We start from the raw sequence: 26145 nt of genomic DNA, 5'->3' as shown, positions 1-26145 counted from the left end.
TTTCAAAAGCAAGCTTCGTGCCAGCCGGGATGCGTTTAGGAAAACCCTTTTCTCATAATGACTTGCAAGGCATCGCCACGCACCGCGAGGTTGTCGCAAAGGCGACAAACCCCACGCGTGTCGGGTTCTTTACAGCTTGGCGGTGGGATGGTGGCGCCCCGCTCAGGCGGCGGCGATGCAGGCGACCACCCGGTCCAGCTCGCGGCCGACGCGCTCGACCATCATGTCGATGCCGTCGAGCCGCCGGTCGAGCGCCGCCAGTTCGACGGCGTCCGCCGCCGCCGCCAGATCGCGGGCGCCGACGGTGCGCGACGACCCGGCCAGCTTGTGCGCGGCCTGCCGCACCTCGTCCCAGGCGGCGCCGGCGAGGGAATCGACCAGCCAGCGGTGCGACGCGGTGTTCGACGTCACGAACTCGCCGAGAAGCTGGCGGACGAAGTCGGTGTCGCCGTCGAACAATCCGGCCAGCGCGTCGATGTCCAGCGGAGGGAGTGCGGAGGCCGGCGTCGAGGCGGGCGGGGATTCCGGCGAAGAGGCCGGTTCGGGCAGCGGCTCCGCGGCGACGTCCGGCGGCAGGAAACGGTCGAGCACCCGGCGCAGCTGCCCGAGATCGACCGGCTTGGACACGCTGTCGTCCATGCCGGCGGCGAAGCAGGTCTGCACCTCGCCCTCCAGCGCGTTGGCGGTGATGGCGACGATCGGCAGGCGGGCTCCGATCCCCGACGCGGCCTCCGCCGCGCGGATGGCGCGGGCCAGCTCCAGCCCGTCCATCTCCGGCATCTGGCAGTCGGTCAGCAGCAGCGCGTAGCGGCCGGTGCGCCACATCGCCAGCGCCTGGACGCCGTCCTCCGCCATCTCCATCGCATGCCCGAGCAGGGCGAGCTGGCGCTGGATGACGTGCCGGTTGGTCGGATGGTCCTCCGCCACCAGGATCAGCCGGTTGCGCGCCAGGGCCTCCTCCACCGAAGGCGGCCGCCGCGCCGCCGCGGGGCCGGAGTCGCTCGGGCACTCCGCGGCGAGCGATTCGACCGGCGCCCCCCTCCCCGCCGCCGCCAGCACCGCCCGCACCAGATGGGTCCGGCGCAGCGGACGCGCGACCGCGACCGTTCGGTTGGGAGCCAGCGATCCGGCGGGCGGCGCGTGATCGTTCGGTCCGCAGAGCCGCACACGTCCGCGCACACGTCCGCGCGGATCGGCGTCGAGCGCCGCCGTGTCGATGTCCGACGCCACCACCAGCACGTCGCAGGCGGCGGTCGGCAGCAGCGTGCGCAAAGCCGTGGCGCTGTCCGGAGCGTCGACCACAAGGGCCCCGTCGCTGTTCAGGTAGCGCGCGAGGAAACCGCGCTCGGCCTCGTCGGGGGCCAGCAGCAGGACGGTGACGCCACCCAGGGCCGCCACCGGTTCCGTCACCGCATCCGGCTCCGCCACCAGATCGGCGGCGAAGGTGAACCAGAAGGTCGATCCCATCCCCGGCGCGCTGGTGACGCCGATCTCGCCGCCCATCAGCTCGGCCAGGCGGCGGCAGATCGACAGGCCGAGCCCGGTGCCGCCGAAACGGCGGGTGGTCGACGCCTCGGCCTGGGTGAAGGGGCGGAACAGGCGGGCCTGGTTCTCCGCCGAGATGCCGATGCCGGTGTCGGTGACGGCAATGCGGATGGTGACGCGATCGCCGTCGAAGCGGGCCAGCTCGGCCTTCACCGTCACCGACCCGCCCTGGGTGAACTTCACCGCGTTGCCGGCGATGTTGAACAGCACCTGCCGGATGCGCACCGGATCGCCCAGCACGGTCGCCGGCAGGTCGGGGTCGACGAAGGTGATCAGCGACAGCCCCTTGGCGCGGGCGCCGGGGGCCAGCGTGTCGGCCACCCCCTCGACCACGGCGGGCAGCGACACGGGGACCCGCTCCAGATCCAGCCGTCCGGCCTCGATCTTCGAGAAGTCCAGGATGTCGTTGATGATGGTCAGCAGGGAGCCGGCCGAATCGCGCACCACCTCCACCAGCTCGCGCTGGTCGGCGGTCAGGCTGGTGTGCTCCAGCAGCTCCAGCATGCCCTGCACCCCGTTCATCGGCGTGCGGATCTCATGGCTCATGGTGGCCAGGAACAGCGACTTCGCCCGGTTGGCGGCCTCCGCCGCCTCGGTCGCGGCAACGAGGTCGCGGGTGCGCTCCGCGACCTGCCGCTCCAGGCTGCGGTTCAGCTCGGTCAGTTCCTCGTAGAGATGGACGTTGTCGAAACCGATCGCCACCTTGGCGCAGAAGACCTCCAGCAGCCGCCGCTCGTCGGCCGTCAGCGACCGCGCGTGGGTCAGGTAGAAGGCGGTCTCGTGATGGCGCGAGGCGGAGCGGAACACCAGCACGCTGTGGGTCCGCTCGTACCGATTGCGGCCGTCGCCCAGCGCCGCGGTCACGGCGAAAACCGCCTCGGGCGGCAGGGTGGTGCGCAGCGGCCGACCCTCCCCGCCCGCGTAGACGCCGTTGCCGCCGAGCAGCAGCGGCTCGCCCAAGGCGGCGCCGTCCTGGGTCAGGCGGCTGACCAGCGCCACCCCGTCGCCGGGCGGACAGACGCCGACGATCTGCGCCACCGCGTCGCCGACGAACTCGGCCATCGTCCGCTTGTCGAGCAGGGAGGAGGAGGCGTCGAGGATGCGCTCCAGCCCCTCGCGGTGGTCCTCGATGGCGGTGATGTCCTGGTAGCCGCGCAGCGCCGCGACCACCGAGGTGAACAGCTTCTGCGCCGTCAGCTCGGTCTTCGACTTGTAGTCGTTGATGTCGTAGCTGAGGATGACGTCGCGTTCCGGCGCCTGCCCCGGCTGGCCGGTGCGCAGGATGATGCGGACGCGGCGGTTCCTCATCTCGCTGCGGATGTGGCGGACCAGCCGCAGGCCGGCGTCGTCGGATTCCATCACCACGTCGAGCAGGATCACGGCGATGGCCGGATTGGCGCGCAGCACGGCGCGCGCCTCCGTCGCCGTGCCGGCCGAGAGGAACTGCGCCGGCCGCCCTTCGAAGGTGAAGCCGCGCAGCACCATCTTGGTGGTGGCGTGGATGGCGGGATCGTCGTCGACGATCAGGATCACCCAGGGCTCGACCGGCTCGGGCGGGACCGGCGGAACCGAGACGGCCTCGGCCGCCGGGTCCTCGTCGGCGAACAGAAACTCGTCGCTCATCCCCCGCCCCCAGTCCCAAGGCCGCCGCCAACCGCGCCTTATCGCGCGCGCGACGATAGCACAACCCGCCGAGCGCCTGCCAGACGGCCCCGGCCGGCGCGCCGGCCGCCGTCAACCGATGGAAGGGGTGGATTTGCCGGTCCGCAACCGCCATGGTGGCGGCCCCGCCCTTTCCTGCCGCGATGCCGTCCATGAACCTGCTGAGTTGCGTCCACGACACCGCCCCGATCATCGAGGCCAGGGACGCCGATCTGGGCGACCTGTTCCCGCCCGGCTTCCTCGATCTGTACGAGGTCCACAGCTACCGCAACGCCGCGCGCATCCTGGCCCACGCCTGCACCGCCGAGTTCCAGGAGATCGTCGCCCGGCTGATGGAGTTCCGCATCCGCACCGAGGACATCGTGGCGTCGGGCGGCAACAAATCGCAGATCGCCAAGTCGATGGAGCTGATGCTGAACCCGCTCGGCTGGCACGAGACGCGGATCCGCGGCGACCTCTTCATCACCAAGATGATCGTCACGCACGAGGAGAAGCGGCGCATTTCCGGCAAGAACCGTGGCCAGACCGTGGTCGAGCACCGCCAGCGCGACGAGATCTACAAGGTCAAGGGCTTCATCGACGGCCACAAGATCGACTTCGTGAAGGGGCGCGTCTCCTTCGACCTGGAATGGAACAGCAAGGACCAGACCTTCGACCGCGACCTCTACGCGGCGCGGACCTTCTACGAATGCGGCATCATCAGCGCCGGCGTGCTTCTGACCCGCAGCGCCGAGTTGGCCCCGCTGTTCACCGAGGTGGCGCGGCGGGTCGAGATGAAGAATTTCCAGAACAAGTACGGCGCCAGCACGACCTGGATGAAGAAGCTGCTCTACCGTCTGGACGCCGGGCGCGGCGGCGGCTGCCCGATCCTGGCGCTCGGCATCCGCCCGGCGCTGGTGTCGGACTTCGAGGACTGGAAGGAGCGCCACCCGGTCATCCGGCAGGTCGCCGCCCTCGACGTGGACGCGGCGTCGGAGGATGAGGACGATCTGGGGTGATCAGAGCGTGGCTTCGTTGGATTGGTTGGGGTTTTGACACAGATGAACACAGATAGACACAGATGAAAATAAACACAGATTAAATATAATTTCTCATCCGAGAGATTTCATACGAAGCCTGTCGCGCATCCCCGTTCATCTGTGTCTATCTGTGTTCATCTGTGTCAAAAATAAAAACGCTGCCCACGCATAAGAAGCGTGAGCGGCGTCCAATCGATCGAACCCAATCTCAGTACGCGCAATCCTTGAACACCGGATCGACGCTGCCGCCCCATTCGCCTTTGAACTTGGCGAGCAGTTCGTCCGCCGGGCTGCGGTTGCTCTCGGCGATGGCCTGGAGCGTGTCGAGGAAATGCGTCTCGTCGTCGCCCCAATTGTCGTTGCGGGCGCGCCGCGCCAGACCGTCGCGGGCGATGGCCAGGGCCTCCAAAGCCACGTCCCGCACCGTACGGTCGCGGAAGGGCGTGCGCAGGCCGGAGCGCGGAACCTCGGCGCGCAGATGCGCCCGCTCCTCCGTCGTCCAGTCCTTCACAAGGTCCCAGGCCGCGTCCAGCGCCTGGCTGTCGTAGAGCAACCCGACCCACAGGGCCGGCAACGCGCACAGGCTGCGCCACGGGCCGCCGTCGGCGCCGCGCATCTCCAGATACTTCTTGAGCCGGACCTCCGGGAAGGCGGTCGTCGTGTGGTCGGCCCAGTCGGTCAGCAGCGGGACCTCGCCCGGCAGGGCCGGCAACTTGCCCTCCAGGAAGTCGCGGAAGGACTGGCCGGCCGCGTCGATGTAGGTCCCGTCGCGGTAGACGAAATACATCGGCGTCTGCAACAGATAGTCCACATACCGCTCGAAACCGAAGCCGTCCTCGAAGACGAAGGGGATGTCGCCGGTGCGGTCCGGGTCGGTGTCGGTCCAGATGTGGCTGCGGAAGCTCTGGAAGCCGTTCGGCTTGCCCTCGGTGAAGGGCGAGTTGGCGAACAGCGCCGTGGCGATCGGCTGGAGCGCCAGCGACACCCGGAACTTCTTCACCATGTCGGCTTCGGACGCGAAGTCCAGATTGACCTGCACGGTGCAGGTCCGCAGCATCATGTCGAGCCCGAGCCCGCCGACCTTGGGCATGTAGTCGCCCATGATCTTGTAGCGGCCCTTGGGCATCCAGGGGATGTCGCCGCGCGTCCATTTCGGCTGGAAGCCCAGCCCCATCATGGCGATGCCCAGTTCGTTCCCGACCTCCTTGACCTGGCGCAGGTGGCGGTGCACCTCGGCGCAGGTCTGGTGCAGGGTTTCCAGCGGCGCGCCCGACAGCTCGACCTGCCCGCCCGGCTCCAGCGTGATGTTCGCCATGCCCTGGACCAGCGCGATGACGTTGCCCTTCTCCTCCACCGGCTCCCAGCCGAAGCGGGTCAGGCGGGTCAGCAGTTCGCGGATGCCGTCCGGCCCGTCATAGGTCAGCGGGCGCAGGTCGGACGCGCGGTAGGCGAATTTCTCGTGCTCCGTCCCGATGCGCCAAGCCTCGGCCGGCTTGCAGCCCGATTCCAGATAGGCGACCAGTTGGCGGCGGTCGGTGATCGGTTCGCCGCGCGTTGTCGGGGGTGCGGACATGAAGGCTCCCGCGGGTGGGTTGCAATGGCGTGTTCAGCGGCGTGTTCAGTCGATGGAAGCGACCGGTGAGCGGAAGGGCGGCCGGGTGTCGCCGCCGTCGGCCGTCCAGTCCCCGGCCAGGGACTGCCAGCAGGCCAGTGCCGCCACAACCGCCGTGTCGGCCCGCAGGATGCGCGGCCCCAAACCCACCGGGACAACAAAGGGGAGTTTGATCAGTTCGTCAAGTTCCGACTGGTCGAAGCCCCCCTCCGGCCCGACCAGCAGCGCGGCGGGGCTGGACCCCGCCGAACGCATGGCTTCGGCGATCGGCCGCGCCGCCCCGGCCTCGGCGCAGAGATAGAGCGTGCGCCCCTCCGGCCAGGCGGCCAGCGCGCGGTCGAGCGGCAGCGGGTCGGCGACCTCGGGCACGCTCAGCCGCTCGCACTGCTCGGCGGCCTCGACGGCGTTGGCGCGCAGCCGGTCGGTGTTCACCCGGTTGGGGTCGGTGCGGCGGGTGAAGACCGGACACAGGCGCGACACGCCCATCTCCGTCGCCTTCTCCGCCACGAAATCGATGCGCCCCTTCTTCAGCGGCGCGAAGACCAGCCAGAGGTCGGGGGTGCCCGTCTGCGGCCGGCGTTGCGCCCGCACCGTCAGCGAACACCAGCCCTTGCCGAAGCCGTCGATGACGGCGCCCCATTCGCCGTCGCGCCCGTTGAACACCGCCACCGGGTCGCCGCGGTCGAGCCGCAGGACATGGCGCAGGAAATGGGCGCGCTCATGGTCGAGCCCGACCGATTGGCCCTCGGTCAGCGGGCTGTCGACGTAGAGGCGGGTCTTGGGCTGTTCGGCCATGGTGTCGGGTCTCCGCGAAACGGAGCCGACTATAGCTCTCCGCGCGGGAATCCGTCAGCCTTTCGACGAGCATGGAGGCGCCCCTCAGGCCGCCTCGACCAACCGGTCGATCTGGCGCCGCAGCTCGGCGGGCTGCACCGGCTTGTGCAGGACGAGGAAGCCCTCGCGCTGGGCGGCGGCGGCCAGCGCGGCGCCGGTGTCGCCGGTCAGGATGATCGCCGGCACCGCAGCCCCGGCGGCCTCGCGCACGGCGCGCACCGCGTCGACGCCCGACACGCCGTTGCGCAGCCGGTAATCCGACACGATCACCGAGGGCGGCGGCGCTTCGGGCGGCGCCTCGGCCAGCGCCGTCAGCGCCGACGCGGCGTCCTCGACCGCGACGACACGGTAGCCCCAGGTTTCCAGCATGATCTCCATGCCAGCCAGGATGATCGCCTCGTCATCGATGATGACGGCCAGCCGGTCGGTGCGGTCGGTCGAATCCATTTTAAATGGCAAGCCGGTTCGGTTGATCGTGAAAAACAGTATCGACCGGCGCGCGGCAAGAGCAAGCTCTTTTCGTCCAGGGCAGCGCAATCCTGCGGGCGCAACTCCTTTTTGAGAGAGCCTCCGTCCGAAGGGATGAGGCGGAGATCCTTGCGCCTTGCCCTGCCCCGAAGCGCCCGATACCTTGCCGCCCGGCTTCACCGACATTCGCCACGAGAGCGGAAGCGACTCCCCGCCATGACCAGCACCGACCAGCCCGGCCCGGCCGGCTTCACCGACATTCGCCAGGACGGCTGGATCGGCCGCTGGGCTCCCGCCCCGCTGCGTCCCTACCTGACCTTGGCCCGGCTTGACCGGCCGATCGGCACCTGGCTGCTGCTGTTCCCCTGCTGGTGGGGCGTGGCGCTCGCCGCCCCGCGCTGGCCCGACCTGTGGATGATGGTCCTGTTCGCCGTCGGCGCCATCGTCATGCGCGGGGCCGGCTGCACCGTCAACGACATCCTCGACCGCGATTTCGACGCGAAGGTCGAGCGGACCCGCTCGCGCCCGATCCCCTCGGGTCAGGTGTCGGTTCGCCAGGCCGTCGCCTTCCTGGTCGCGCAGCTGCTGCTCGGCCTGCTGGTGCTGGTGCAGCTCTCCCCGGCGGCCATCGGACTGGGCGTGCTGTCGCTGGCGCTGGTCTTCACCTACCCGCTGATGAAGCGCATCACCTGGTGGCCGCAGGCCTTCCTCGGCCTGACCTTCAACTGGGGGGCGCTGATGGGCTGGGCAGCCGTGCGCGGCGACCTCGACTGGCCGGCGGTGGCCATGTACGTCACCGGGGTCGCCTGGACGCTGGGCTACGACACCATCTACGCCCACCAGGACAAGGAGGACGACGCCCGCATCGGCGTGAAATCCACCGCCCTGCGGCTGGGCGACACCAGCAAGATCTGGATCTACGGCTTCTACACCCTGACCTATGCCGGGCTGGGCATCGCCGGCCGTCTGGCGGGCCTGGGCGGGCTGTTCCTGCCGCTGCTGTCGGTGGCCGCCCTGCATCTGGCGTGGCAGGTGGCGACGTGGCGCCCCGACGACCAGAACGATTGTCTGGCGAAGTTCAAGTCGAACCGCTGGTTCGGCTGGCTCGTCCTGGCGGCGATCCTCGCCGGGAAGCTGTGAGGCCGTAAAGCTGTGAGCCGGGAAGGCTTCGATCCGGCCGGCGCTTCGGCGTCGGCCGCTCCGCCGATTCGCCACGAAATGTCATCCCCGCGACGGGGCGCGAATCGGTAAGGTGAACGGGTGATGTCGAGCCGGTGCCGTCAACCCGCCCCTGGGATTTCCCCTGATTGCCTGGGGCGCCGGGCCGGGAGAGCATGGATGTAAGGAGAGGCCGGCCGGATGCGGCGGAGCGCCGAAACGGGCGGAGCGCCGAAACGCCCCTCCTACCGCTCCAGATCGTCCACCAGCTGGGCGACGGCGTTGGAGCCGGGCTTACGGCCGGGCATCTGGGTGCGCAGACCGTCCACCGAGGCGACCAGGCCCTTGGCGGCGGCGGCACCGTCCGTGACGGTGGCCGGCTTGCGGGACGGCAGGACGGCGACGTCGAGACGCTCCGGCTTCTGCGGAGCGGTCAGCGCGGCGGTGAGGACCTGCGGCTTGCGGCCGGGTACGCCGACGGCGTGGCCCTTCGCCAGCGACGCCTCGACGATGCGCGGCTCGCCGCGCTTGGCGCCACGGCCCTGCGGCGAGACGGTGAAACCGCTGTCCATGCCGCGATCGCCGGCGTCGAGCACACGGCCGCGCTTCGGAGCCTCCTCGCCTTCCGGCAGGATGAAGCCGTAGGCGGTGTAGACGCGCAGGCCGAGCTGGTCGGTCGGCTCGTGCCAGACACGCACGGCGGACCAGTCGTTGCCCTTCGACACGTCGACGACGCGCATGCCGCGGCGCAGCCCGTCGCCGTCGATCCAGGTGTGGTCGACCTCGATGGTGCGGCGGTCGATCACCGCGCTGACCAGCGAGACATGGCCGCGGCGCATATGGCCGGTCTTCTTGAAGACCAGGACGGAGCCGACGGCGGGATGGTTGTCGCGGTCATACTGCCCGGCGGCGTGGTTCCACCACGTCCAGGCGTCGCCGCGGATCGTGAAGTCGGAGATCGCCCGCACGGTGCGCACGCAGTCCGTCGCGGCGGCCGGCGTGGCGGCAAGGGGGCTCAACGCGATCAAAGCCGCAAACGAAAGGCTGATGGCGTTTCCCCTGGGCCGCATGACTCCCCCATTCCCTTTGTCTTTCCCCTTACGAACGGGTAACACGGGTTTCCAGGCTCTGTCTACACCGTTTGAATTATGTAACCGTGATGGACGCCGGCGCCTTCGCCCAAACCAGCGGAACATCGTGAGAATCCAGGCATGAACAACCCGTCTCCGCTCGACTTCGTCCGCGACAACACGACGCTGGCAACCACCCCGCTGCTGCCGGAACTTCAACTTCATCTTGCCACCGAGGTCACTCCCCTGTGGCAGGCCACCGAAGAGACCTTGGCCGAGAAAAATCTCCCACCTCCTTACTGGGCCTTTGCGTGGCCGGGCGGCCAGGCGGTGGCCCGCCTGCTGCTCGACCGGCCCGATCTGGTGGCCGGCAAGTCGGTGCTGGATTTCGCCGCTGGAACCGGAATCGTCGGGATCGCGGCGATGAAGGCGGGGGCGGCGCGGGTGCAGGCCTGCGACATCGACCGCTTCGCGCTGGCCGCCATCGCGGCGAACGCCGAGGCCAACGGGGTAGACATCAAGGCGGTCAGCGTCGATCTCGTCGGGCGCGAGTTGCCGGGCATCGACGTGGTGCTGGCCGGCGACGTCTGCTACGAGCGGCCGATGGCGGAGCGGGTGACGGCGTGGCTGCGCGGGGTGGCGGCGACCGGCACGCTGGTGCTGCTGGGCGATCCCGGCCGCGCCTATGTGCCGACCAGCGGGCTGGAGCGGGTGGCGACCTACACGGTGCCGACCTCGCTGGAACTGGAGGACCGCGAGACGCGCGAGACGACGATCTGGCGGCTGCTGGCGGAGTGACGGGTGCGGCAGTGTTTTCTACACGGATGAACACGGATTTGGCACGGATAGACACGGATTTCGCAAGGGACCGCGCGTCCGTCCTTGGAACCGGCTTCCTTTTCATCCGTGTTCATCCGTGCCTCGATCCGTGTTCATCCGTGTAAAAATCCCCCTCCCCCCTTGACGCCCGTCACGCCGCGCGGAACCTTACGCGCCCTCGACAGAGTCCTGACGGAAGCCCATCCCATGCCCTACACCTCGTTGCGCGACTTCATCGACCGGCTGGAGAAGGCGGGGCGGCTGGTGGTGGTGAAGGAGCCGGTCTCCACCCATCTGGAGATGACCGAGATCCAGACCCGCCTGCTGGCGGAAGGCGGCCCGGCGGTGCTGTTCGAGAACGTCGTCAAGGCCGACGGCACCCGCTCGGAGATGCCGGTGCTGGTCAACCTGTTCGGCACGGTGGAGCGCGTCGCCTGGGGCATGGACCGCGAGCCGCACCAGCTCCGCGCGGTCGGCGAGACGCTGGCCTTCCTCAAGCAGCCGGAGCCGCCCGGCGGCTTCCGCGAGGCGATGGAGTTGATCCCGCTCGCCAAGACGGTGATGTCGATGAAGCCGAAGACCGTCGGCTCCGCCCCCTGCCAGGAGGTGGTGCTGACCGGCGACCAGATCGACCTCGGCCGCCTGCCGGTGCAGGGCTGCTGGCCGGGCGAGCCGGCGCCGCTCATCACCTGGCCGCTGGTGGTCACCAAGGGGCCGACCGGCAAGCGCGAGGATGATTTCAATCTCGGCATCTACCGCATGCAGGTGCTGGGAAAGAACAAGACCATCATGCGCTGGCTGAAGCACCGCGGCGGCGCCCAGCACCACCACCGTTGGCAGGCCCACCAGGAAAAAATGGGCGGCAAGCGCGAGCCGCTGCCCTGCGCCGTCGTGCTCGGCGCCGATCCCGGCACCATCCTCGCCGCCGTGACGCCGGTGCCGGACACGCTGTCGGAGTACCAGTTCGCCGGGCTGCTGCGCGGCAAGAAGGTCGAGCTGGTCGACTGCAAGACCGTGCCGCTGAAGGTCCCGGCCCAGGCCGAGATCGTGCTGGAGGGCCATGTCAGCCTCGACGAATACGCCGACGAGGGGCCCTACGGCGACCACACCGGCTACTACAACTCGGTCGAGTCCTTCCCGGTCTTCACCGTCACCGCGATGACGATGCGTCGCAACCCGATCTACCTCTCCACCTTCACCGGCCGGCCGCCCGACGAGCCCTCTGTGCTGGGCGAGGCGCTGAACGAGGTGTTCATCCCGCTGCTGATCCAGCAGTTCCCGGAGATCGTCGATTTCTGGCTGCCGCCGGAGGGATGCTCCTACCGCATCGCGGTGGTCAGCATGAAGAAGGCCTATCCGGGCCACGCCAAGCGGGTGATGATGGGCGTCTGGTCCTTCCTGCGCCAGTTCATGTACACGAAATGGGTGATCGTCGTGGACGACGACATCGACGCGCGCAACTGGAAGGACGTGATGTGGGCGATGTCGACCCGCATGGACCCGGCGCGCGACATCACGGTGATCGAGGGCACGCCGATCGACTATCTCGACTTCGCCAGCCCCGAGTCGGGCCTCGGCGGCAAGGTCGGGCTGGACGCCACCAACAAATGGCCGCCCGAGACCAAGCGCGAGTGGGGCCAGAAGATCGCCATGGACCAGGAGGTCATCGAGCGGGTCAGCCGCAAATGGGACCTCTACGGCCTGCCCGGCAGCGGCACGCCGATCTGGAAGTGAGCGGCAGTTCGTTCTTCCGAAGGCAACAATCCGTCATTCACAAAGCGGATTATCGCCGACACCGAAACACGTAATCTCCTCGTCAGACGAACCGCCCACCAACGGGCTTGCATGAGACGAGGAGATCACGATCATGAGCGCCACCGCCAGCAACACCGCCGCCGCCGGCATCGACAGCCGCACCGCCCCCTACGCCGCGCTGGTCCTGCGCGTCGGCCTCGGCCTGCTGTTCCTGGCCCACGGCCTGCTGCTGAAGGTGCTGACCTTCGGCGTCGCCGGCACCGTCGGCTTCTTCGAGAGCCTCGGTTATCCCGGCTTCCTCGCCTATCTGGTCATCCTCGGCGAGATCGGCGGCGGCCTGTTGCTGATCGCCGGCGCGTACACCCGCTGGATATCGCTCGCCCTGCTGCCGATCATGATCGGCGCCACCCTCCAGCATGTCGGCAACGGCTGGCTGTTCACCGCGCCGAACGGCGGCTGGGAGTTCCCGGCCTTCTGGACCGCGCTGCTGGCGGTGCAGGCCCTGCTGGGCGACGGCGCCTTCGCGGTGAAGGTCCCGGCGCTGACCGCCACCGCCCCGGCCACCGCCGGCCGCTCGCAAGCCGCCTGATCGGTCACCGGCACAACCCACGCGGAACGGGGAGGAGGCAGAACGCCTCTTCCCCGTTCCGCGTCGGCGCCCCATTTGCTAGACAGGACGGAGACCAACCGGAGTTCCTGATGCCCGTTTCGCCGAACGACCAGCCCGAGGTCCTGAACCTGCTGGACGACCTGATCGCCAAGGCGCGCGCCGCCGGGGCGGACGCCGCCGACGCCGTGCTGTTCGACAGCGCGTCCGTGTCGCTCAGCCAGCGCCTCGGCAAGCCGGAGAAGCTGGAGCGGTCGGAGTCGGGCGACCTCGGCCTGCGGGTCTTCATCGGCAAGCGCCAGGCCATCGTCTCCTCCACCGACCGCAGCGCCACGGCGCTGGCCGAACTGGTGGAGCGCGCCGTCGCCATGGCCCGCGTCGTCCCGGAGGACCCCTTCACCGGCCTCGCCGATCCCGACCAGCTCGCCACCAGCCTGCCGGCGCTCGACATCCTCGACCCCGACGAGCCGGCGACCGACATCCTGATCGAGCGCGCCCGCCGGGCCGAGGAGGCGGCGCTGGCGGTGGCCGGCGTCACCAACTCCGAGGGCGCCGACGCCGGCTGGAGCCGCTCGACGATCGCCATCGCCGCCTCGAACGGCTTCGCCGGCAGCTACGGCGTGTCGCGCCAATCGCTGTCGGTGTCGGTGCTGGCCGGCACCGGGACGGGAATGGAGCGCGACTACGACTACGACAGCAAGGTCTACGGCAGCGACCTGCGCGACGCCGGGGAGATCGGCCGCGAGGCCGGGGAACGCGCGGTCGGCCGCCTGAACCCGCGCCGCATGAAGAGCGGGCGCTTCCCGGTGGTGTTCGACCCGCGCGCCTCGCGCGGGCTGCTCGGCCACCTGACCGGCGCCATCAGCGGGCCGAGCATTGCGCGCGGCACCAGCTTCCTGAAGGACAAGATGGGCGAGCGCATCTTCGCCGACGGCATCACCATCGTCGACGACCCGCACGTCAAGCGCGGCCTGCGCTCCCGCCCCTTCGACGCCGAGGGCGTGGCGGTCAGCCGCCGCACCCTGATCGAGGACGGACGGCTGACGACCTGGCTGCTCGACCTGCGCTCCGCCCGCCAGCTCGGGCTCCAGACGACCGGCCACGCCGCGCGCGGCACCTCCGGCCCGCCCGGCCCGGCCCCGGCCAACGTCTACATGGCCGCCGGCAAGCGCAGCCGCGAGGACATCCTCGGCGAGATCGAGGAAGGCTTCTACGTCACCGACCTGATGGGCATGGGCGTCAACGGCGTCACCGGCGACTACAGCCGGGGGGCCGGCGGCTTCTGGATCGAGAAGGGCAAGATCGCCTTCCCCGTCAACGAGATGACCATCGCCGGCAACCTCAAGGAGATGTTCCTGAACATCGAGGCCGCCGACGACCTGGAGCTGCGCTTCGGCATGGACGCGCCGACCGTGCGGATCGACGGGATGACCATCGCCGGGCTGTAAACCTCCGGTCCCCGCCCTTGCCTCCGCCCCGACCCTCCCCCGTCCAGCGGGGGAGGGTCGGGGTTGGGGACAAGGGTGTTCACCCCACCAGCACCGGCAGCGTCCAGCCGGCCAGCGCGATCTCCGCCGGCAGACGCGCCACGATGTCGCCGTCGCCCTGCACCGCGTCGTCCGCCGGCCCCTCGATCACCACCCGCCGCGCCGTCGCCACCCGGTAATCCGGGAAACGATGCAGCCGCCCAGCGGTGACGCCCCAGACATAGCGCAGCGCGTTCCACCGCCCGCCACGCGGGAACAGGCAGACGTGCAGCTCGGGCTCGGTCAGCCGGGCATCGGGCGCGCAGACGAAGCGCCCGCCGTAGAAATGCCCCTTGGCGACGATCACCGCCGCCACCTCCTCCGCCGCACCGCCGTCCAGCGCCACGCGGTAGCGGTGGTCCGGCCGCACCGCCAGTTGCACCAGCGTTTCCGCCACATAGGCACCCTTGCCGATCAGGCGCTTCAGCCTCGTGTCGACGCGCTCGACCACCCGCGCGTCCAGCCCGACCCCGGCCATCATCGAGAAGACCCGTCCGTTGGCGACCGCCGGGTGGATCCCCGCCGTCCGGCCGCCGGCCAGCACCCGCGCGATCCCCTCCGCATCCGCCGGCAGGCCCAGTTCGCCGGCCAGCACGTTGGCGGTCCCCATCGCCACGATGCCGAGCGGCACCGGCCGTCCGGCGGCGGCGTGGACCGCCAGCCCGTTGATCACCTCGTTGATCGTGCCGTCGCCACCGGCCGCCACCACCGCGTCGACGCTGCCCGGCTCGACCGCGCGGGCAAAGGCCTCGGCGTCGCCCCGCCCGCCGGTGGAGCGCACCAGCACGGCGGCGCCGTGCGCCCCCTCCAGCCGCTCGACCACCGCGCGCAGCCGGCGCGCCCGCCGCCCCCCGGCGACCGGGTTGTGGATCACCAGAAGCCGCCGCGCCGTCGCCGGCCGATCGAGCACGCCCACCTCTTCGACTGAGTCCAACAACGATTCGCTCCCGTACGGCGGCGCGCAAGCGCCCTTTGTTGCAGCAACGTGACGTTAATTTGAAGAACATATTGCAGAGAAGGGACGGTTTTGTTTTTCGCTGGGACAAATCAATTCCGCCCCAGATGTGGCAACCTCCAGGCATTGTCAAGACAATCGATTGCGATTATACCCGCATCGTCTTTTGAAGACTCTGTGACGACCTGTGCCATGGCGATGACGGAGCGGATGATGGACGGCGCATACGTGGGCGGCGCGATCCTGGACGGCGCAATTCCGGACGAGCCGCGGGCGGCCGGACGCTACCGCAGCATCTGGATCTCCGACGTTCATCTGGGAACGCGCGGCTGCCAGGCGGAACTGCTGCTCGATTTCCTCAAGCACAACGAATCCGACCATCTGTTCCTGGTCGGCGACATCGTCGATGGCTGGCGGCTGAAGAAGACCTGGTACTGGCCGCAGGCGCACAACGACGTGGTGCAGAAGATCCTGCGCCGGGCGCGCAAGGGCGTCGAGGTTTATTACATCCCCGGCAATCACGACGAGGCGGCGCGCGACTATGTCGGCCTCCAGTTCGGCGGCGTGCATGTGGTGGACGAATGGATCCACACCACCGCCGACGGCCGCCGCCTGCTGATCACCCACGGCGACCGCTTCGACGCGGTGGTGCGCTACGCCAAGTGGCTGGCCCTGCTGGGCGACCACGCCTACGTCGTGCTGCTCCAGGTCAACACGGCCTTCAACTGGGCGCGTCGCAAGCTCGGCTTCCGCTACTGGTCGCTGTCGGCCTACCTGAAGCACAAGGCCAAGACCGCCGTCGAGTTCATCGGCAAGTACGAAGAGGCGCTGGGCGAGGAAGCGCGGCGCCGCAAGGTCGACGGCGTCGTCTGCGGCCACATCCACACCGCCGAAATGCGCGACATCGAAGGAATCCTCTATTGCAACGACGGCGATTGGGTCGAGTCCTGCACCGCCTTGGTCGAGCACGACAGCGGGGCCCTGGAGATCATCCACTGGGCGGACGCCATGGCGCGGCGCACCACCGCACCGAAGGCCCTGACCGGGGCGGCGGCGTGAACATCCTGATCGTCAGCGACGCGTGGCACCCCCAGGTCAACGGGGTCGTCCGCACCATCGGCACCGTCCGCCAGGAGCTGGAGGCCATGGGCCACAGCGTCGAGGTCATCGGCCCCGACCGTTTCCGCACCCTGCCGATGCCGACATACCCGGAGATCCGGCTGGCCATCGGCGCCCGGCGGCGGCTGTGGGCGATGATCGAGGCGATGCGCCCCGACTGCATCCACATCGCCACCGAGGGGCCGCTGGGTTTCGCCGCCCGCTCCTACTGCCTGAAGCACGGCAGGCCCTTCACCACCGCCTACCACACGCGCTTCCCCGAATATCTGCGCGACCGCGCGCCGGTTCCGCTGGCGCTGTCCTACGCGGTGGTCCGCCGCTTCCACAAGCCGTCCTCGGCGGTGATGGTGGCGACCCAGACCATCGAGGACGCGTTGACCGGGCGCGGTTTCGCCAACATCCGGCGCTGGACGCGCGGCGTCGACACCGCGCTGTTCCGCCCGCGCGACAAGGCGTTCCTCGACCTGCCCCGCCCGGTGTCGCTGTATGTCGGCCGCGTCGCCGTGGAGAAGAACCTGGAGGAGTTCCTCAGGCTCGACCTGCCCGGCACCAAGCTGGTGGTCGGCGACGGCCCGGCCCGCGAGGAGCTTCAGCGCAAATACCCGAACGCCCACTGGGTCGGCGCCAAGCATGGCGAGGAGCTGGCGCGGCACTACGCGGCGGCCGACGTCTTCGTCTTCCCGTCGCGCACCGACACCTTCGGGCTGGTTCTGCTGGAGGCGCTGGCCTCGGGCGTGCCGGTCGCCGCCTACCCGGTGCCGGGACCGCTCGACGTGGTGAACGGCTCGGGCGCCGGCTGCCTCGACGAGGATTTGAAGCGGGCGGTGGAGACGGCCCTGACCATCCCGGCGGAAAAATGCCGGGCTTACGCGCTGGGTTACTCCTGGCGCCGCTCGGCCGAGCAGTTCCTTTCCAACCTGCGGCCGTTTTCCTGAAAGGCGGCCCTCACTCAATCGGGCCGTCACCGCCCGGCGCGAGCCGGAGCGCGTGGTCCCGCACATCGGCCGGCCACCCCGCCATGCGCCGTTCCAGCCCGGCGCGGTCGCCGGCGAACAGGGCACGCGACGCCTCCTCGAAGCCGGGCCGGTCGCCGGCCATCGCCGACAGGAACCGGTAGGCCGCCTCCCGCCGCTCGCGCGTCCGGGTCTGGCCGCCGTCGCGCCGCGACGCCTCCTCGACCAGCTTGCGCAAGGCCACCGAGGCGCCGCCGGGCTGCGCCGCCAGCCAGTCCCAATGGCGGGGCAGCAGAGTCACCTCGCGCGCGACCACCCCCAGCCGGGGCCGCCCCCGCCCGCGCGGCGCGTCCGGTGCTCCATTCACCGGCCCGTCTCCCGCAACCGGGGCCGCCGGTTCGGACAGGCGCGCGAGAATGTCGGCCTCGCCGCCGCGCAGATCGAGATCGACCACGCGGCCCGTCGCGTCGTCGAACACCAGCACCGCACCGTCGGCGGCTTCTCCGGCGTGACGGTGCACGGCAACCGCCACCTTGCCCAGCGGACCGGCGGACAGGAGGCGGTCGCCGACGAAGGCGGCGCAGGGTTTGAGCAGGGCATCGGACATGGGCAGGAAACCTCCAGGGAGTGTTGGCGGCTTTATACCCGGATGATATTGACGGCGCAATTATTATCCGGGTATAAAGCCGCCGCACCCCGGAGGATTGAATGACCAACGATGACAGGAAGGCCGCGGTGGCGGCCTACAAGGAACGCACGGCCCCCGCCGGCATCTACGCCCTGCGCTGCGCCGCGTCGGGACAGGTCTGGGTCGGCCACGCCCCCGACCTCGACACCATCGGAAACCGGCTGTGGTTCACGCTGCGCACCGGAACCGACCCTCACCGCGACCTGCAAGCGGCCTGGACCGCCCACGGCGCCGGCAGCTTCTCCCTGGAAACGCTGGAGCGGCTGGAGGACGAGGAGCTGCCCTTCGCCCGCAAGGCCCTGATAAGGAAGCGGCTGGCGCATTGGCGGGAGCATCTGGGGGCGGCGGCGCTCTGATCGCGCGCATGGCCCTGCGTTTCCGCCTCACACGCGCCCGGGCGCCGTGCTAAGGTGCGGCCGGCCGCGCGGCCGGGACCTCCGGCGGCGCCCTCCTTGTCACGTTCCTGTTCCGAGCCGCATGCTGCACACCCTCTACCGTGGCCTGACGACCATCGCCGGGCCGGCGGTGCGCCTCTACCTCGACCGCCGCAGCACCGCCGGCAAGGAAGACCCCGCCCGTCAGGCGGAGCGGTTCGGCACGGCCTCGCGCGCGCGGCCCGACGGGCGGCTGGCCTGGATCCACGCGGCCAGCGTCGGCGAGGCGAACTCGGTCCTCGTGCTGGTCGGCCGGCTGCTGGCCGACGCGCCCGGCCTGACCGTGCTGATGACCACCGGCACCGTCACCTCGGCGGAGCTGATGGCCCGGCGCCTGCCGGCCGGCGCCATCCACCAGTATGTGCCGGTCGACCTGCCGGCGGCGGTCGACCGTTTCCTCGACCATTGGCGCCCCGACGCGGTGCTGTGGACGGAATCGGAGATCTGGCCGAACCTGCTGGCCGGCATCCGCGCCCGCAACATCCCGGCGGCGCTGGTCAACGCGCGGATGTCCGAACGTTCCTTCGGGCGCTGGCGCAACGCGCCGGGGCTGATCGGCTCGCTGCTCTCGACCTTCCAGGTGACGCTGGCGCAGACCGAGGGCGACGCCGACCGCCTGCGCCGGCTGGGTGCCTCCGGAGTCGCGAGCGTCGGCAACCTGAAATTCTCCGCCGAGCCGCCCCCGGCGCCGGACGCGGCGATGAACGCGCTCAGCGGCGCGCTGGACGGCCGTCCGGTCTGGCTGCTCGCCAGCTCCCACCCCGGCGAGGACGAGATCGCCGCCGCCGTCCACGCGGCGCTCGCCCCCGTCCTGCCCAGCCTGCTGACCGTCGTCGTCCCCCGCCACGCCCATCGCGGCGAGGCGATCGCCGACCTGATGCGGGCGCGCGGCCTGACGGTCGCCCGGCGGGCCGGCGGTGTCCTGCCGCGGCCGGAGGATTCCGTCTACGTCGCCGACACCATGGGCGAGCTGGGCCTGTTCTACCGCGCCGCGCCGGTGGTCTGCATGGGCGGCTCCTTCATTCCCCACGGCGGGCAGAATCCGGTGGAGCCGGCGCAGCTCGGCTGCGCGGTGCTCTACGGCCCGCACATGTTCAATTTCGGCGAGATCACCCACAAGCTGGAGGCGGCCGGCGGCGCCCTGCCCGTCGCCGACGGCCCGGCCCTGACGCTGGCCGCCCGGCGGCTGCTGACCGACGACGGCGCCCGCGCGCGCGTCGTCGCCGGGGCCGCCCGCGTGACCGAGGACAACCGGCGCATCGTCGACCGCGCGCTCGGCGCGCTCGCCCCGGTGCTGGGCGCCGCCGGCATCCGCACGGCCACCTGATGGGGCGGCCGACGGGATTGCCCGGCTGGGGAGCGGCGGCGTGAGGACTCCCGGCTTCTGGTATGGCCCGCCGGGGCTGGCGGCGGCGCTGCTGGCGCCGCTGGGCGCGCTGTACGGCGCGGCCGGGCGGCGTCGGATGGCCGCCGCCGCCCCGCACCGCGCGGCCGTCCCCGTGATCTGCATCGGCAATCTGGTGGCCGGCGGCGCCGGCAAGACCCCCGTCGGGCTGGCGGTCGCCGCCGCCCTGGCGCGGCGCGGCGTCACCGCCCACGCGCTGACGCGCGGGCATGGCGGACGCGAGCCCGGCCCCCTGCGCGTCGATCCCGCCCGGCATGGCGCGGCGGACGTCGGCGACGAGGCCCTGCTGCTGGCGGCGGCCGGCCCCTGCTGGGTGGCGCGCGACCGCGCCGCCGGGGCCGACGCGGCGGTCGCGGCCGGCGCACGGGCCATCGTCATGGACGACGGTTTCCAGAATCCGGGTCTCGCCAAGGATTTGTCGCTGCTGGTCGCCGACGGCGCGGTCGGCTTCGGCAACGGCCGCCTGATCCCCGCCGGCCCCCTGCGCGAGCGAGTCGCCGACGGCCTGCGCCGCGCCGACGCGCTGGTCGTGCTGGGCGAGGACCGCGCCGGAGTCGCGGCCCAGGTGGCGGCGCAAAGGCCCGGCCTTCCCGTGCTGCGCGCCCGGCTGGAGCCGGCGGCGGCGGACGCCGCCGACCTGCGCGGCCGGCGTCTGCTGGCCTTCGCCGGGATCGGCCGGCCGGAGAAGTTCTTCGCGACGCTGGAATCGCTGGGCGCCGAACTGGTGCAGCGGGTTCCCTTCGCCGACCACCACCCCTTCCGCCCGGCCGAGATCGCGGCCCTGATCGACCGGGCGGCGACGCTGGGCGCCTTGCCCGTCACCACCGCCAAGGACGCCGTTCGCCTGCCGCCCGGCCTGCGCGCCCGCCTGCGCGTGCTGCCGGTCGCGGTGGCCTGGGACGATCCGGGAGCGCTCGACGCCCTGCTCGACCGGCTGCCCCTCACCGCACGACCGAACGGAGGCCCGCATGGCGAAGCCGCGTAGCCCGCTGTCCAGGTGGCTGACCCGCAACCTCGGCCATCCGCTGGAGGCCGCCCTCGTCCATGGCGTCAACGCCCTGTTCCGCGCGCTGCCGCTCGACCGCGCCTCGGCACTCGGCGGCTGGATCGGGCGGACGGTGGGGCCGTGGCTGCCGGGCAACCGGACGGCGCGCCGCAACCTGACCCGCGCCTTTCCAGAGAAGCCCGGCGCGGAGATCGACGCGATCCTGCGCGGCATGTGGGACAATCTCGGCCGCACCATCGCCGAGTACCCGCATCTCGACCGGATCGGCGGCGAACGGGTGGAGGTGATCGGCGGCGAGCACGCCGTCGCCATGCGCGAGGATGGCAAGGGCGGCATCATGGTGTCCGGCCACCTCGCCAACTGGGAGATCCAGTCGGTCGCCTCGCGCAAGCTCGGGCTGGAGCTGGCGCTGGTCTACCGCGCCCCCAACAACCCCTATGTCGGAAAGCTGCTGGTCGAGCTGCGCGGCGCCGCGACCGCCACCCACATCCCCAAGGGAGCGGAGGGGGCCCGCACCCTGATGCGCGTGCTGGCCAACGGCGGCCATGTCGGGATGCTGATCGACCAGAAGATGAACGACGGCATCCCCGTCCCCTTCTTCGGCCGCGACGCCATGACGGTGACCGCCGCCGCCCAGCTCGGCATGCGGTTCGGCGTCCCGCTGTGCGCGGTACGGACGGAGCGGCTGGAGGGCGCCAATTTCCGCATCACCGTCCTGCCGCCCGAGGCATACCCGACCAGCGGCGACCGCAACGCCGACAGCCGGATTCTGATGGAACGCCTGAACCGTCTGTTGGAGGATTGGATCCGCGAGCGCCCGGCCCAGTGGCTGTGGCTGCACCGGCGCTGGCCCGACTGACCCACACGCGCTCCCCCGCCCCCGCGAGTTTCCCGCAATGCCCCTGCCGCTCGATCCCCATCTGGTCCAGCTCTATCTGGTCGCCGTCGGCGTCCTGATCCTGGCGCCCGGCCCCGATTTCCTGCTGGTCCTGACCCGCAGCATCGCCGACGGGCGCCGGACGGGGATCATCGCCATGCTCGGGATCTCGCTCGGCAACCTCATCCACACGCTGCTCGCCGCCGCCGGCATCTCGGCGCTGATCGCCGCGTCGCCCGCCCTGTTCGACGTGCTGCGCTACGCGGGCGGCGGTTATCTCGCCTGGATCGGCGCGCGCGCCCTGTGGAGCGCCTGGACCAGCCGGGGCCAGGACGCGGAGGCTCCGGTCCAGGCGGCCGACTCGGCGCCGCCGACGGCGGTGTTCCTCCAGGCGCTGCTGACCAACCTGCTGAATCCCAAGGTCATCCTGTTCCAGCTCGCCTTCGTTCCGCAGTTCATCGCCCCGGCGCTCGGCCATGTGGCCGTGCAGATCTTCATCCTCGGCAACATCATCACCGTGCTGGGCGGGATCTATCTGGCCGGGGTCGCGGCGCTGAGCGCCGGCGCGGCGCGGCGGGTGCTGGCCAGCGCGCGGGTGCGGACGGCGCTCGACGGTTTCGCCGGGGTGCTGTTCCTCGGCTTCGCCGTGCGCCTGCTGCTGACCGACCGCCGGTTCGCCTGACCCCCAAGCGCCGGCGAACGCGGGTGATCCGGCGTGGACGGCGGGTGTGGACGGCGGGGAGTTGCGGTGTCATAGTGCGGCCCGCATTCCAACGGCCCCTTTCGAACGGGGCGGTCCAGCCCCCGAATTCGTGAGCGACGATGAGCGAGCCTCTCTCCCTGTTCACCAAACTGGCGAACATTCACATCCGGTACGTGACCTGGCGCCGGGGCGCCAAGGTCGGCAGCGACCGCTTCGGCAACGTCTATTACCGCGGCAAGGACGCGCCGCAGCGCGGCGTCCGCGAGCGCCGCTGGGTGATCTACGCCGGCGAGCCGGACGCGTCGAAGATTCCGCCGGAATGGCACGCCTGGCTGCACCACACCACCAAGGACCCGCTGCCCGAGGGCAACAGCGCCTTCCACAAGCCGTGGCAGCAGGAGCATCTGCCCAACCTGTCCGGCTCGGTGCAGGCCTACCGGCCGCCCGGCCACGCCCTGGCGGGCGGGCAGCGCGTTGCCGCGACCGGCGATTACGAGCCCTGGACTCCGGCCTGATCGGCCGGCAGTCGGACTAGGATCATCCCATGCGCCGGAACGTGATCGAAACCGTGCTGGGCGGCGTCGTGCTCGCCGCGGCCGCCGTCTTCCTCGCCTTCGCCTACAAGAGCGCCGACCTGCGCAAGGTGCAGGGCTACGAGCTGACCGCGAACTTCTCCAGCATCACCGGGCTGCAAAGCGGCGCCGACGTGCGGATCAGCGGGGTCAAGGTCGGCTCCGTCTCCGCCCTGACGCTCGACCCCAAGAGCTACCAGGCGGTCGTCCACCTGTCGCTCGACAACACGGTCAAGCTGCCCAAGGACACGGCGGCGGTGATCGCCTCGGAAAGCCTGCTGGGCGGCAAGTTCCTGTCGCTGGAGCCGGGTGGCGACCCCGACACGATCCAGCCGAACGGCCGCATCGAGTACACCCAGAGCACGCCGGGGCTGGAACAGCTTCTTGGGCAGGTCATCTTCTCGCTGCAAAGCATGAGCAAGCCGGCCGACCAGGCCGCCGGCGCCCAGCCACCGAAGATGTAGCCGCCGAAGATGTGAACCCCCGGCATCGCCGGATCGATGTTCATGCAAAGGGGGCCGTTCGGCCCCCTTTGTCGTTTCGGAACCGGATCAGCCGGTTCGATCATTCCGCCAGGGAAAGGACCCCGCCATGACCACCACCGCTCAACGCTGGGAAGCCGGCGGCTACAAGCACCACGCCGGCTTCGTGCCGGAGCTGGGCATGCCGGTGGTGGAGCTGCTCGACCCGCGTCCGGGCGAGCGCATCCTCGACCTCGGCTGCGGCGAGGGCACACTGACCGAGCGGCTGGCGGCGCTGGGCTGCCTGGTGGTCGGCGCCGATTCCAGCCCCGAGTTCGTCGCCTCGGCCAAGGCGCGCGGGCTCGACGCGCGGGTGGTGGACGGCCATGCCCTGCCCTTCGCGGCGGAGTTCGACGCCGTTTTCTCCAACGCGGCCCTGCATTGGATGACGCGGCCGGACGCGGTGGTCGCCGGGGTGGCGCGGGCGCTGAAGCCCGGCGGGCGTTTCGTCGGCGAGTTCGGCGGGGCCGGCAACGTCGGCCGCATCGTCACGGCGCTGGAAGCGGCGCTCGACCGCCGGGGGCTGGACGGCCGCGCCGCCAACCCCTGGTATTTCCCGACGCCGGAGGAGTACCGCGAAAAGCTGGAGGGCGCCGGCTTCGCCGTCCGCTCGATCGCGCTGATCCCTCGCCCGACGCCGCTGCCGACCGACATGGCCGGCTGGCTTGCCACCTTCGCGCAAAGCTTTCTCAATCGTGTTTCGGAAGCGGAACGACCGGCGCTGGTCGCCGAGGTCCTCGACGCGGTAGCGCCGGAGCTGCGGGACGCGGAGGGACGCTGGACCGCCGATTACGTCCGCCTGCGCTTCGCCGCCGACGCCTCGGCGTAAGGGTCCGGAACCAAAGGTCACGCTTGCCCGTTTCCCCTGCAACGGATGTCAAGAACGCAGGAGGATGTGCGATGCGCGTGTCTGTTCTGGCCGTGCTGGGCCTGGGCTTGCTGACCACCGCGTGCGGCAACACCATGGAGGAGAAAGCGTCGACGGGCGCCCTGAGCGGGGTGGCCGCCGGCGCGGTGGTCGGCGGCCCGGTGGGCGCCGTGGTCGGCGGCGTGGCCGGGGCGGGTGCCGGCGCCACGACCCAGAAGGTCGAGGAGCGCAACGGCACCGCCGGGTCGGGCAGCTCGGCCACGAAGTCGTCCACCCACCATCGCGAGGCCGTGAAGCGGAAACCGACGACGACCGGCACCTCGGGGACCGGCACCTCGGGCACGAGCTGGTCGACGCCGAGCAACAGCTCCACCACCACCGGCACGTCCGGCAGCAGCAACAGCACGACCACCACCTCGCCGGACGGCAGCACGACCACGACCACCACGACGACCACCCCGTCGGGCACCTCCGCGCAGTAGACGGCGGCGCCGTTCCGGGATAGAAGGCGGAGCCTGTCTCAAGCGCCGTCCGAAACCACGGAAGCGACCCGACGTGACGAAGTTCCAAACGCCGACGAAGCCGCAAACTCCGTCGTCCGCCCGGTTGAAGAGCGCGGCCCTTGCGGCCGCGCTTCTGCTTGCGCCCGCCGCCGTCGCGCTTGGCGCCCTTCCCGCCGCCGCCGCCCCGGCGCCCGAGCAGATGCTCGCCCGGTCCAGCGCCAAGCTGCAATGGCTGGACAAGGTGACGGCCCGCACCTCCACCTTCACCATCGCGGTGGGGGAGACCAGGACGATGGGCAGCCTGCGCATCACCCTGCGCGCCTGCAAGGAGAACCCGCCGATCGAGCCGCCGGAATCCGCCGCCTTCCTGGAGGTGGTCGAGATGAAACCCGGCGAGCAGGCCGAGCCGGTGTTCAGCGGCTGGATGTTCGCGTCCAGCCCCGCCCTGTCGGCGATGGAGCACGCCATCTACGATGTGTGGGTGCTGTCCTGCGGAAACGCCTGACGGGCGGCCGCCGATCCGGGAGTGACGCTCCGGCGTGACAGCCCTATGGTCTGGAGGTTTTTGGTGCGGACGGGGGGACTCGAACCCCCACTCTCAGAAAGAAACAGATTTTCTTACCAGCTTCGGCTTTCGCCGCCGCCCGGACCGGCGTCCCCCGGCCGGGCGTTCGTGGTCTGGACTATCCCTTCACCCTCGCCTTCCGGCCTTAGGTGCCGCCCGTCTAGTCTCTACACCTTCCCCGGAACCGGGGCTTGGCTCGGGATTGGCCTGGGCGGATGCCGTTAGCGTTCCCCGAATTTGAGCGGTTCTACGTCCTGGATTTCCCCAGGCGCACTCCAATTAAAGTCTGCTGCGTCTACCGGTTTCGCCACGTCCGCACGAGGCGCCCCTGAGATAGCGCGTTTCCTTGCCCAAGGGAATAAAAATTGGCCTTTCGCCATAACCGACCGGGCCGCTCATCTTTTGCGGTGGTCGGTGGCGAGGGTTGCATGGCAAAGCGGCAAATGCAGGGGGGCTCCGGCGTGCGGCCTTTTGTCCCGTCGTCTCGGCCGTCATCCGGCAATTCTTGGAAAACTGGCCGGACAGGCGGCCCTCCACCCAAGAAAAGCATACGCAAGTATGCCGATGATTGTGAGTGGCGGATTCCACCCCATATGGAAGGGGCCGCTCGGCAAGCGGCGCAACCGGGAGAGTGGAGCAGGCATGGACACCGCGGACTGGATGTCGCTGATCGCGCTGGCGATGGTCGCCATTCTGGTGGTGCCGGGAGCGCTGCGGCGCAACCGGGGGACGGCGCTGCGGAACGCCGCCGTCTGGCTGGCGGCCATCGTGGCCCTGGTCTGGGCCTATGACCGGTTCGGTCCCTTCTAGCACTACTTTGGCAGTTCTACTCCCGCCGGTGCGGGACGAGCCAGCACCGACAGCAGGGACATCGGAGCGGCGCGCAGGTGAGGATCTGCGC

At 70.4% G+C, this 26145-nt stretch carries 26 protein-coding genes; 19 read left to right on the top strand and 7 right to left on the bottom strand.

Annotated features, from left to right (window positions below; genetic code table 11):
• Positions 1-162: 162 nt before the first annotated feature.
• Positions 163-3168, bottom strand: a complete 3006-nt coding sequence (locus tag J2847_RS17290) for a response regulator (protein ID WP_209780154.1) — start codon at positions 3166-3168, stop codon at positions 163-165.
• A gap of 191 nt (positions 3169-3359) precedes the next feature.
• Between J2847_RS17290 and J2847_RS17285 the strand changes: the two genes are divergently transcribed.
• Positions 3360-4205, top strand: a complete 846-nt coding sequence (locus J2847_RS17285; protein WP_085557206.1) for a BglII/BstYI family type II restriction endonuclease — start codon at positions 3360-3362, stop codon at positions 4203-4205.
• Between the two features lie 229 nt (positions 4206-4434).
• Here the strand turns inward: J2847_RS17285 and J2847_RS17280 are convergent, their stop codons facing one another.
• From J2847_RS17280 to J2847_RS17270, 3 genes are all read right to left on the bottom strand, one after another.
• A complete protein-coding gene (locus J2847_RS17280) occupies positions 4435-5799 on the bottom strand; it encodes a glutamate--cysteine ligase (protein ID WP_209780153.1) in 1365 nt (454 codons plus the stop codon).
• A gap of 45 nt (positions 5800-5844) precedes the next feature.
• The gene (locus J2847_RS17275) at positions 5845-6633 is read right to left on the bottom strand and encodes a 16S rRNA (uracil(1498)-N(3))-methyltransferase (RefSeq protein WP_209780152.1); all 789 of its coding nucleotides are present in this window, start codon (positions 6631-6633) and stop codon (positions 5845-5847) included.
• 84 nt (positions 6634-6717) lie between these two features.
• Positions 6718-7119 (bottom strand): response regulator, encoded by a 402-nt coding sequence (locus tag J2847_RS17270; RefSeq protein ID WP_209780151.1) that lies wholly within the window; start codon positions 7117-7119, stop codon positions 6718-6720.
• Between the two features lie 237 nt (positions 7120-7356).
• Between J2847_RS17270 and ubiA the strand changes: the two genes are divergently transcribed.
• A complete protein-coding gene (gene ubiA / locus J2847_RS17265) occupies positions 7357-8280 on the top strand; it encodes a 4-hydroxybenzoate octaprenyltransferase (RefSeq protein ID WP_209780150.1) in 924 nt (307 codons plus the stop codon).
• A 263-nt stretch (positions 8281-8543) separates the two neighbouring features.
• Here the strand turns inward: ubiA and J2847_RS17260 are convergent, their stop codons facing one another.
• Positions 8544-9317: a CHAP domain-containing protein gene (locus J2847_RS17260; RefSeq protein WP_233474594.1), complete on the bottom strand. Its 774-nt coding sequence runs from the start codon at positions 9315-9317 to the stop codon at positions 8544-8546.
• 192 nt (positions 9318-9509) lie between these two features.
• Between J2847_RS17260 and J2847_RS17255 the strand changes: the two genes are divergently transcribed.
• The 4 genes from J2847_RS17255 to J2847_RS17240 all read left to right on the top strand — a co-directional run bounded on the left by J2847_RS17255 (position 9510) and on the right by J2847_RS17240 (position 13997).
• The gene (locus tag J2847_RS17255) at positions 9510-10166 is read left to right on the top strand and encodes a class I SAM-dependent methyltransferase (protein ID WP_209780148.1); all 657 of its coding nucleotides are present in this window, start codon (positions 9510-9512) and stop codon (positions 10164-10166) included.
• Between the two features lie 228 nt (positions 10167-10394).
• Positions 10395-11921 (top strand): UbiD family decarboxylase, encoded by a 1527-nt coding sequence (locus tag J2847_RS17250; RefSeq protein WP_209780147.1) that lies wholly within the window; start codon positions 10395-10397, stop codon positions 11919-11921.
• A gap of 133 nt (positions 11922-12054) precedes the next feature.
• Positions 12055-12531, top strand: coding sequence for a DoxX family protein (locus J2847_RS17245; RefSeq protein ID WP_209780146.1), 477 nt, complete (start codon positions 12055-12057; stop codon positions 12529-12531).
• A gap of 110 nt (positions 12532-12641) precedes the next feature.
• Positions 12642-13997, top strand: a complete 1356-nt coding sequence (locus J2847_RS17240; protein ID WP_209780145.1) for a TldD/PmbA family protein — start codon at positions 12642-12644, stop codon at positions 13995-13997.
• A 79-nt stretch (positions 13998-14076) separates the two neighbouring features.
• On the opposite strand, the gene J2847_RS17235 is transcribed toward J2847_RS17240, so the two are convergent.
• Positions 14077-15009 carry a diacylglycerol/lipid kinase family protein gene (locus J2847_RS17235; RefSeq protein ID WP_233474593.1) on the bottom strand — a complete coding sequence of 311 codons (933 nt, stop codon included), beginning with the start codon at positions 15007-15009 and terminating at the stop codon, positions 14077-14079.
• 234 nt (positions 15010-15243) lie between these two features.
• Between J2847_RS17235 and J2847_RS17230 the strand changes: the two genes are divergently transcribed.
• On the top strand, positions 15244-16089 hold the full coding sequence (locus J2847_RS17230; protein WP_411800599.1) for a UDP-2,3-diacylglucosamine diphosphatase: 846 nt from the start codon (positions 15244-15246) through the stop codon (positions 16087-16089).
• Positions 16086-17084, top strand: a complete 999-nt coding sequence (locus J2847_RS17225) for a glycosyltransferase family 4 protein (RefSeq protein WP_209780143.1) — start codon at positions 16086-16088, stop codon at positions 17082-17084. The genes J2847_RS17230 and J2847_RS17225 overlap by 4 nt, the downstream gene beginning before the upstream one ends.
• Positions 17085-17094: 10 nt before the next feature.
• Here J2847_RS17225 and J2847_RS17220 read toward each other — a convergent pair whose 3' ends face one another.
• Positions 17095-17709, bottom strand: coding sequence for a DUF2239 family protein (locus J2847_RS17220; protein WP_209780142.1), 615 nt, complete (start codon positions 17707-17709; stop codon positions 17095-17097).
• A gap of 101 nt (positions 17710-17810) precedes the next feature.
• On the opposite strand from J2847_RS17220, the gene J2847_RS17215 reads away from it, so the two are divergent.
• The 11 genes from J2847_RS17215 (at position 17811) to J2847_RS17165 (ending at position 26054) form a co-directional block, all read left to right on the top strand.
• Complete coding sequence (locus tag J2847_RS17215) at positions 17811-18146, top strand: GIY-YIG nuclease family protein (RefSeq protein ID WP_209780141.1); 336 nt, start codon at positions 17811-17813, stop codon at positions 18144-18146.
• 121 nt (positions 18147-18267) lie between these two features.
• Positions 18268-19551 (top strand): 3-deoxy-D-manno-octulosonic acid transferase, encoded by a 1284-nt coding sequence (locus J2847_RS17210; RefSeq protein ID WP_209780140.1) that lies wholly within the window; start codon positions 18268-18270, stop codon positions 19549-19551.
• A 40-nt stretch (positions 19552-19591) separates the two neighbouring features.
• Positions 19592-20614, top strand: a complete 1023-nt coding sequence (gene lpxK, locus J2847_RS17205) for a tetraacyldisaccharide 4'-kinase (RefSeq protein WP_209780139.1) — start codon at positions 19592-19594, stop codon at positions 20612-20614.
• On the top strand, positions 20598-21494 hold the full coding sequence (locus J2847_RS17200; RefSeq protein ID WP_209780138.1) for an LpxL/LpxP family acyltransferase: 897 nt from the start codon (positions 20598-20600) through the stop codon (positions 21492-21494). Before lpxK ends, J2847_RS17200 begins: the two co-directional genes overlap by 17 nt.
• Before the next feature lie 37 nt (positions 21495-21531).
• Positions 21532-22194 (top strand): LysE family translocator, encoded by a 663-nt coding sequence (locus J2847_RS17195; protein ID WP_209780137.1) that lies wholly within the window; start codon positions 21532-21534, stop codon positions 22192-22194.
• 140 nt (positions 22195-22334) lie between these two features.
• Complete coding sequence (locus tag J2847_RS17190) at positions 22335-22730, top strand: NADH:ubiquinone oxidoreductase subunit NDUFA12 (RefSeq protein ID WP_209780136.1); 396 nt, start codon at positions 22335-22337, stop codon at positions 22728-22730.
• Positions 22731-22759: 29 nt separating this feature from the next.
• Positions 22760-23251, top strand: a complete 492-nt coding sequence (mlaD, locus tag J2847_RS17185; RefSeq protein ID WP_085555069.1) for an outer membrane lipid asymmetry maintenance protein MlaD — start codon at positions 22760-22762, stop codon at positions 23249-23251.
• Between the two features lie 127 nt (positions 23252-23378).
• Positions 23379-24137, top strand: a complete 759-nt coding sequence (locus J2847_RS17180; protein ID WP_209780135.1) for a class I SAM-dependent methyltransferase — start codon at positions 23379-23381, stop codon at positions 24135-24137.
• 71 nt (positions 24138-24208) lie between these two features.
• A complete protein-coding gene (locus tag J2847_RS34185; protein ID WP_233474591.1) occupies positions 24209-24658 on the top strand; it encodes a hypothetical protein in 450 nt (149 codons plus the stop codon).
• A gap of 73 nt (positions 24659-24731) precedes the next feature.
• Positions 24732-25184 (top strand): DUF2155 domain-containing protein, encoded by a 453-nt coding sequence (locus tag J2847_RS17170; protein WP_325169434.1) that lies wholly within the window; start codon positions 24732-24734, stop codon positions 25182-25184.
• A 702-nt stretch (positions 25185-25886) separates the two neighbouring features.
• The gene (locus J2847_RS17165) at positions 25887-26054 is read left to right on the top strand and encodes a hypothetical protein (RefSeq protein ID WP_209780134.1); all 168 of its coding nucleotides are present in this window, start codon (positions 25887-25889) and stop codon (positions 26052-26054) included.
• The last annotated feature ends 91 nt before the right edge of the window (positions 26055-26145 follow it).

The organism is Azospirillum agricola, assembly GCF_017876095.1.
GTDB lineage: Bacteria > Pseudomonadota > Alphaproteobacteria > Azospirillales > Azospirillaceae > Azospirillum > Azospirillum agricola.
The sequence above is the reverse complement of the archived record's forward strand: the minus strand, read 5'-3'. Positions and strand labels throughout refer to the sequence as shown.

What these genes read in the sequence shown, in the direction of transcription:
- J2847_RS17290 (WP_209780154.1), bottom strand. Translation starts at nt 3,168, where the DNA reads ATGAGCGACGAGTTTCTGTTCGCCGACGAGGACCCGGCGGCCGAGGCC.
- J2847_RS17285 (WP_085557206.1), top strand. Translation starts at nt 3,360, where the DNA reads ATGAACCTGCTGAGTTGCGTCCACGACACCGCCCCGATCATCGAGGCC.
- J2847_RS17280 (WP_209780153.1), bottom strand. Translation starts at nt 5,799, where the DNA reads ATGTCCGCACCCCCGACAACGCGCGGCGAACCGATCACCGACCGCCGC.
- J2847_RS17275 (WP_209780152.1), bottom strand. Translation starts at nt 6,633, where the DNA reads ATGGCCGAACAGCCCAAGACCCGCCTCTACGTCGACAGCCCGCTGACC.
- J2847_RS17270 (WP_209780151.1), bottom strand. Translation starts at nt 7,119, where the DNA reads ATGGATTCGACCGACCGCACCGACCGGCTGGCCGTCATCATCGATGAC.
- ubiA (WP_209780150.1), top strand. Translation starts at nt 7,357, where the DNA reads ATGACCAGCACCGACCAGCCCGGCCCGGCCGGCTTCACCGACATTCGC.
- J2847_RS17255 (WP_209780148.1), top strand. Translation starts at nt 9,510, where the DNA reads ATGAACAACCCGTCTCCGCTCGACTTCGTCCGCGACAACACGACGCTG.
- J2847_RS17250 (WP_209780147.1), top strand. Translation starts at nt 10,395, where the DNA reads ATGCCCTACACCTCGTTGCGCGACTTCATCGACCGGCTGGAGAAGGCG.
- J2847_RS17245 (WP_209780146.1), top strand. Translation starts at nt 12,055, where the DNA reads ATGAGCGCCACCGCCAGCAACACCGCCGCCGCCGGCATCGACAGCCGC.
- J2847_RS17240 (WP_209780145.1), top strand. Translation starts at nt 12,642, where the DNA reads ATGCCCGTTTCGCCGAACGACCAGCCCGAGGTCCTGAACCTGCTGGAC.
- J2847_RS17230 (WP_411800599.1), top strand. Translation starts at nt 15,244, where the DNA reads ATGGACGGCGCATACGTGGGCGGCGCGATCCTGGACGGCGCAATTCCG.
- J2847_RS17220 (WP_209780142.1), bottom strand. Translation starts at nt 17,709, where the DNA reads ATGTCCGATGCCCTGCTCAAACCCTGCGCCGCCTTCGTCGGCGACCGC.
- J2847_RS17215 (WP_209780141.1), top strand. Translation starts at nt 17,811, where the DNA reads ATGACCAACGATGACAGGAAGGCCGCGGTGGCGGCCTACAAGGAACGC.
- J2847_RS17210 (WP_209780140.1), top strand. Translation starts at nt 18,268, where the DNA reads ATGCTGCACACCCTCTACCGTGGCCTGACGACCATCGCCGGGCCGGCG.
- J2847_RS17200 (WP_209780138.1), top strand. Translation starts at nt 20,598, where the DNA reads ATGGCGAAGCCGCGTAGCCCGCTGTCCAGGTGGCTGACCCGCAACCTC.
- J2847_RS17195 (WP_209780137.1), top strand. Translation starts at nt 21,532, where the DNA reads ATGCCCCTGCCGCTCGATCCCCATCTGGTCCAGCTCTATCTGGTCGCC.
- J2847_RS17190 (WP_209780136.1), top strand. Translation starts at nt 22,335, where the DNA reads ATGAGCGAGCCTCTCTCCCTGTTCACCAAACTGGCGAACATTCACATC.
- mlaD (WP_085555069.1), top strand. Translation starts at nt 22,760, where the DNA reads ATGCGCCGGAACGTGATCGAAACCGTGCTGGGCGGCGTCGTGCTCGCC.
- J2847_RS17180 (WP_209780135.1), top strand. Translation starts at nt 23,379, where the DNA reads ATGACCACCACCGCTCAACGCTGGGAAGCCGGCGGCTACAAGCACCAC.
- J2847_RS34185 (WP_233474591.1), top strand. Translation starts at nt 24,209, where the DNA reads ATGCGCGTGTCTGTTCTGGCCGTGCTGGGCCTGGGCTTGCTGACCACC.
- J2847_RS17165 (WP_209780134.1), top strand. Translation starts at nt 25,887, where the DNA reads ATGGACACCGCGGACTGGATGTCGCTGATCGCGCTGGCGATGGTCGCC.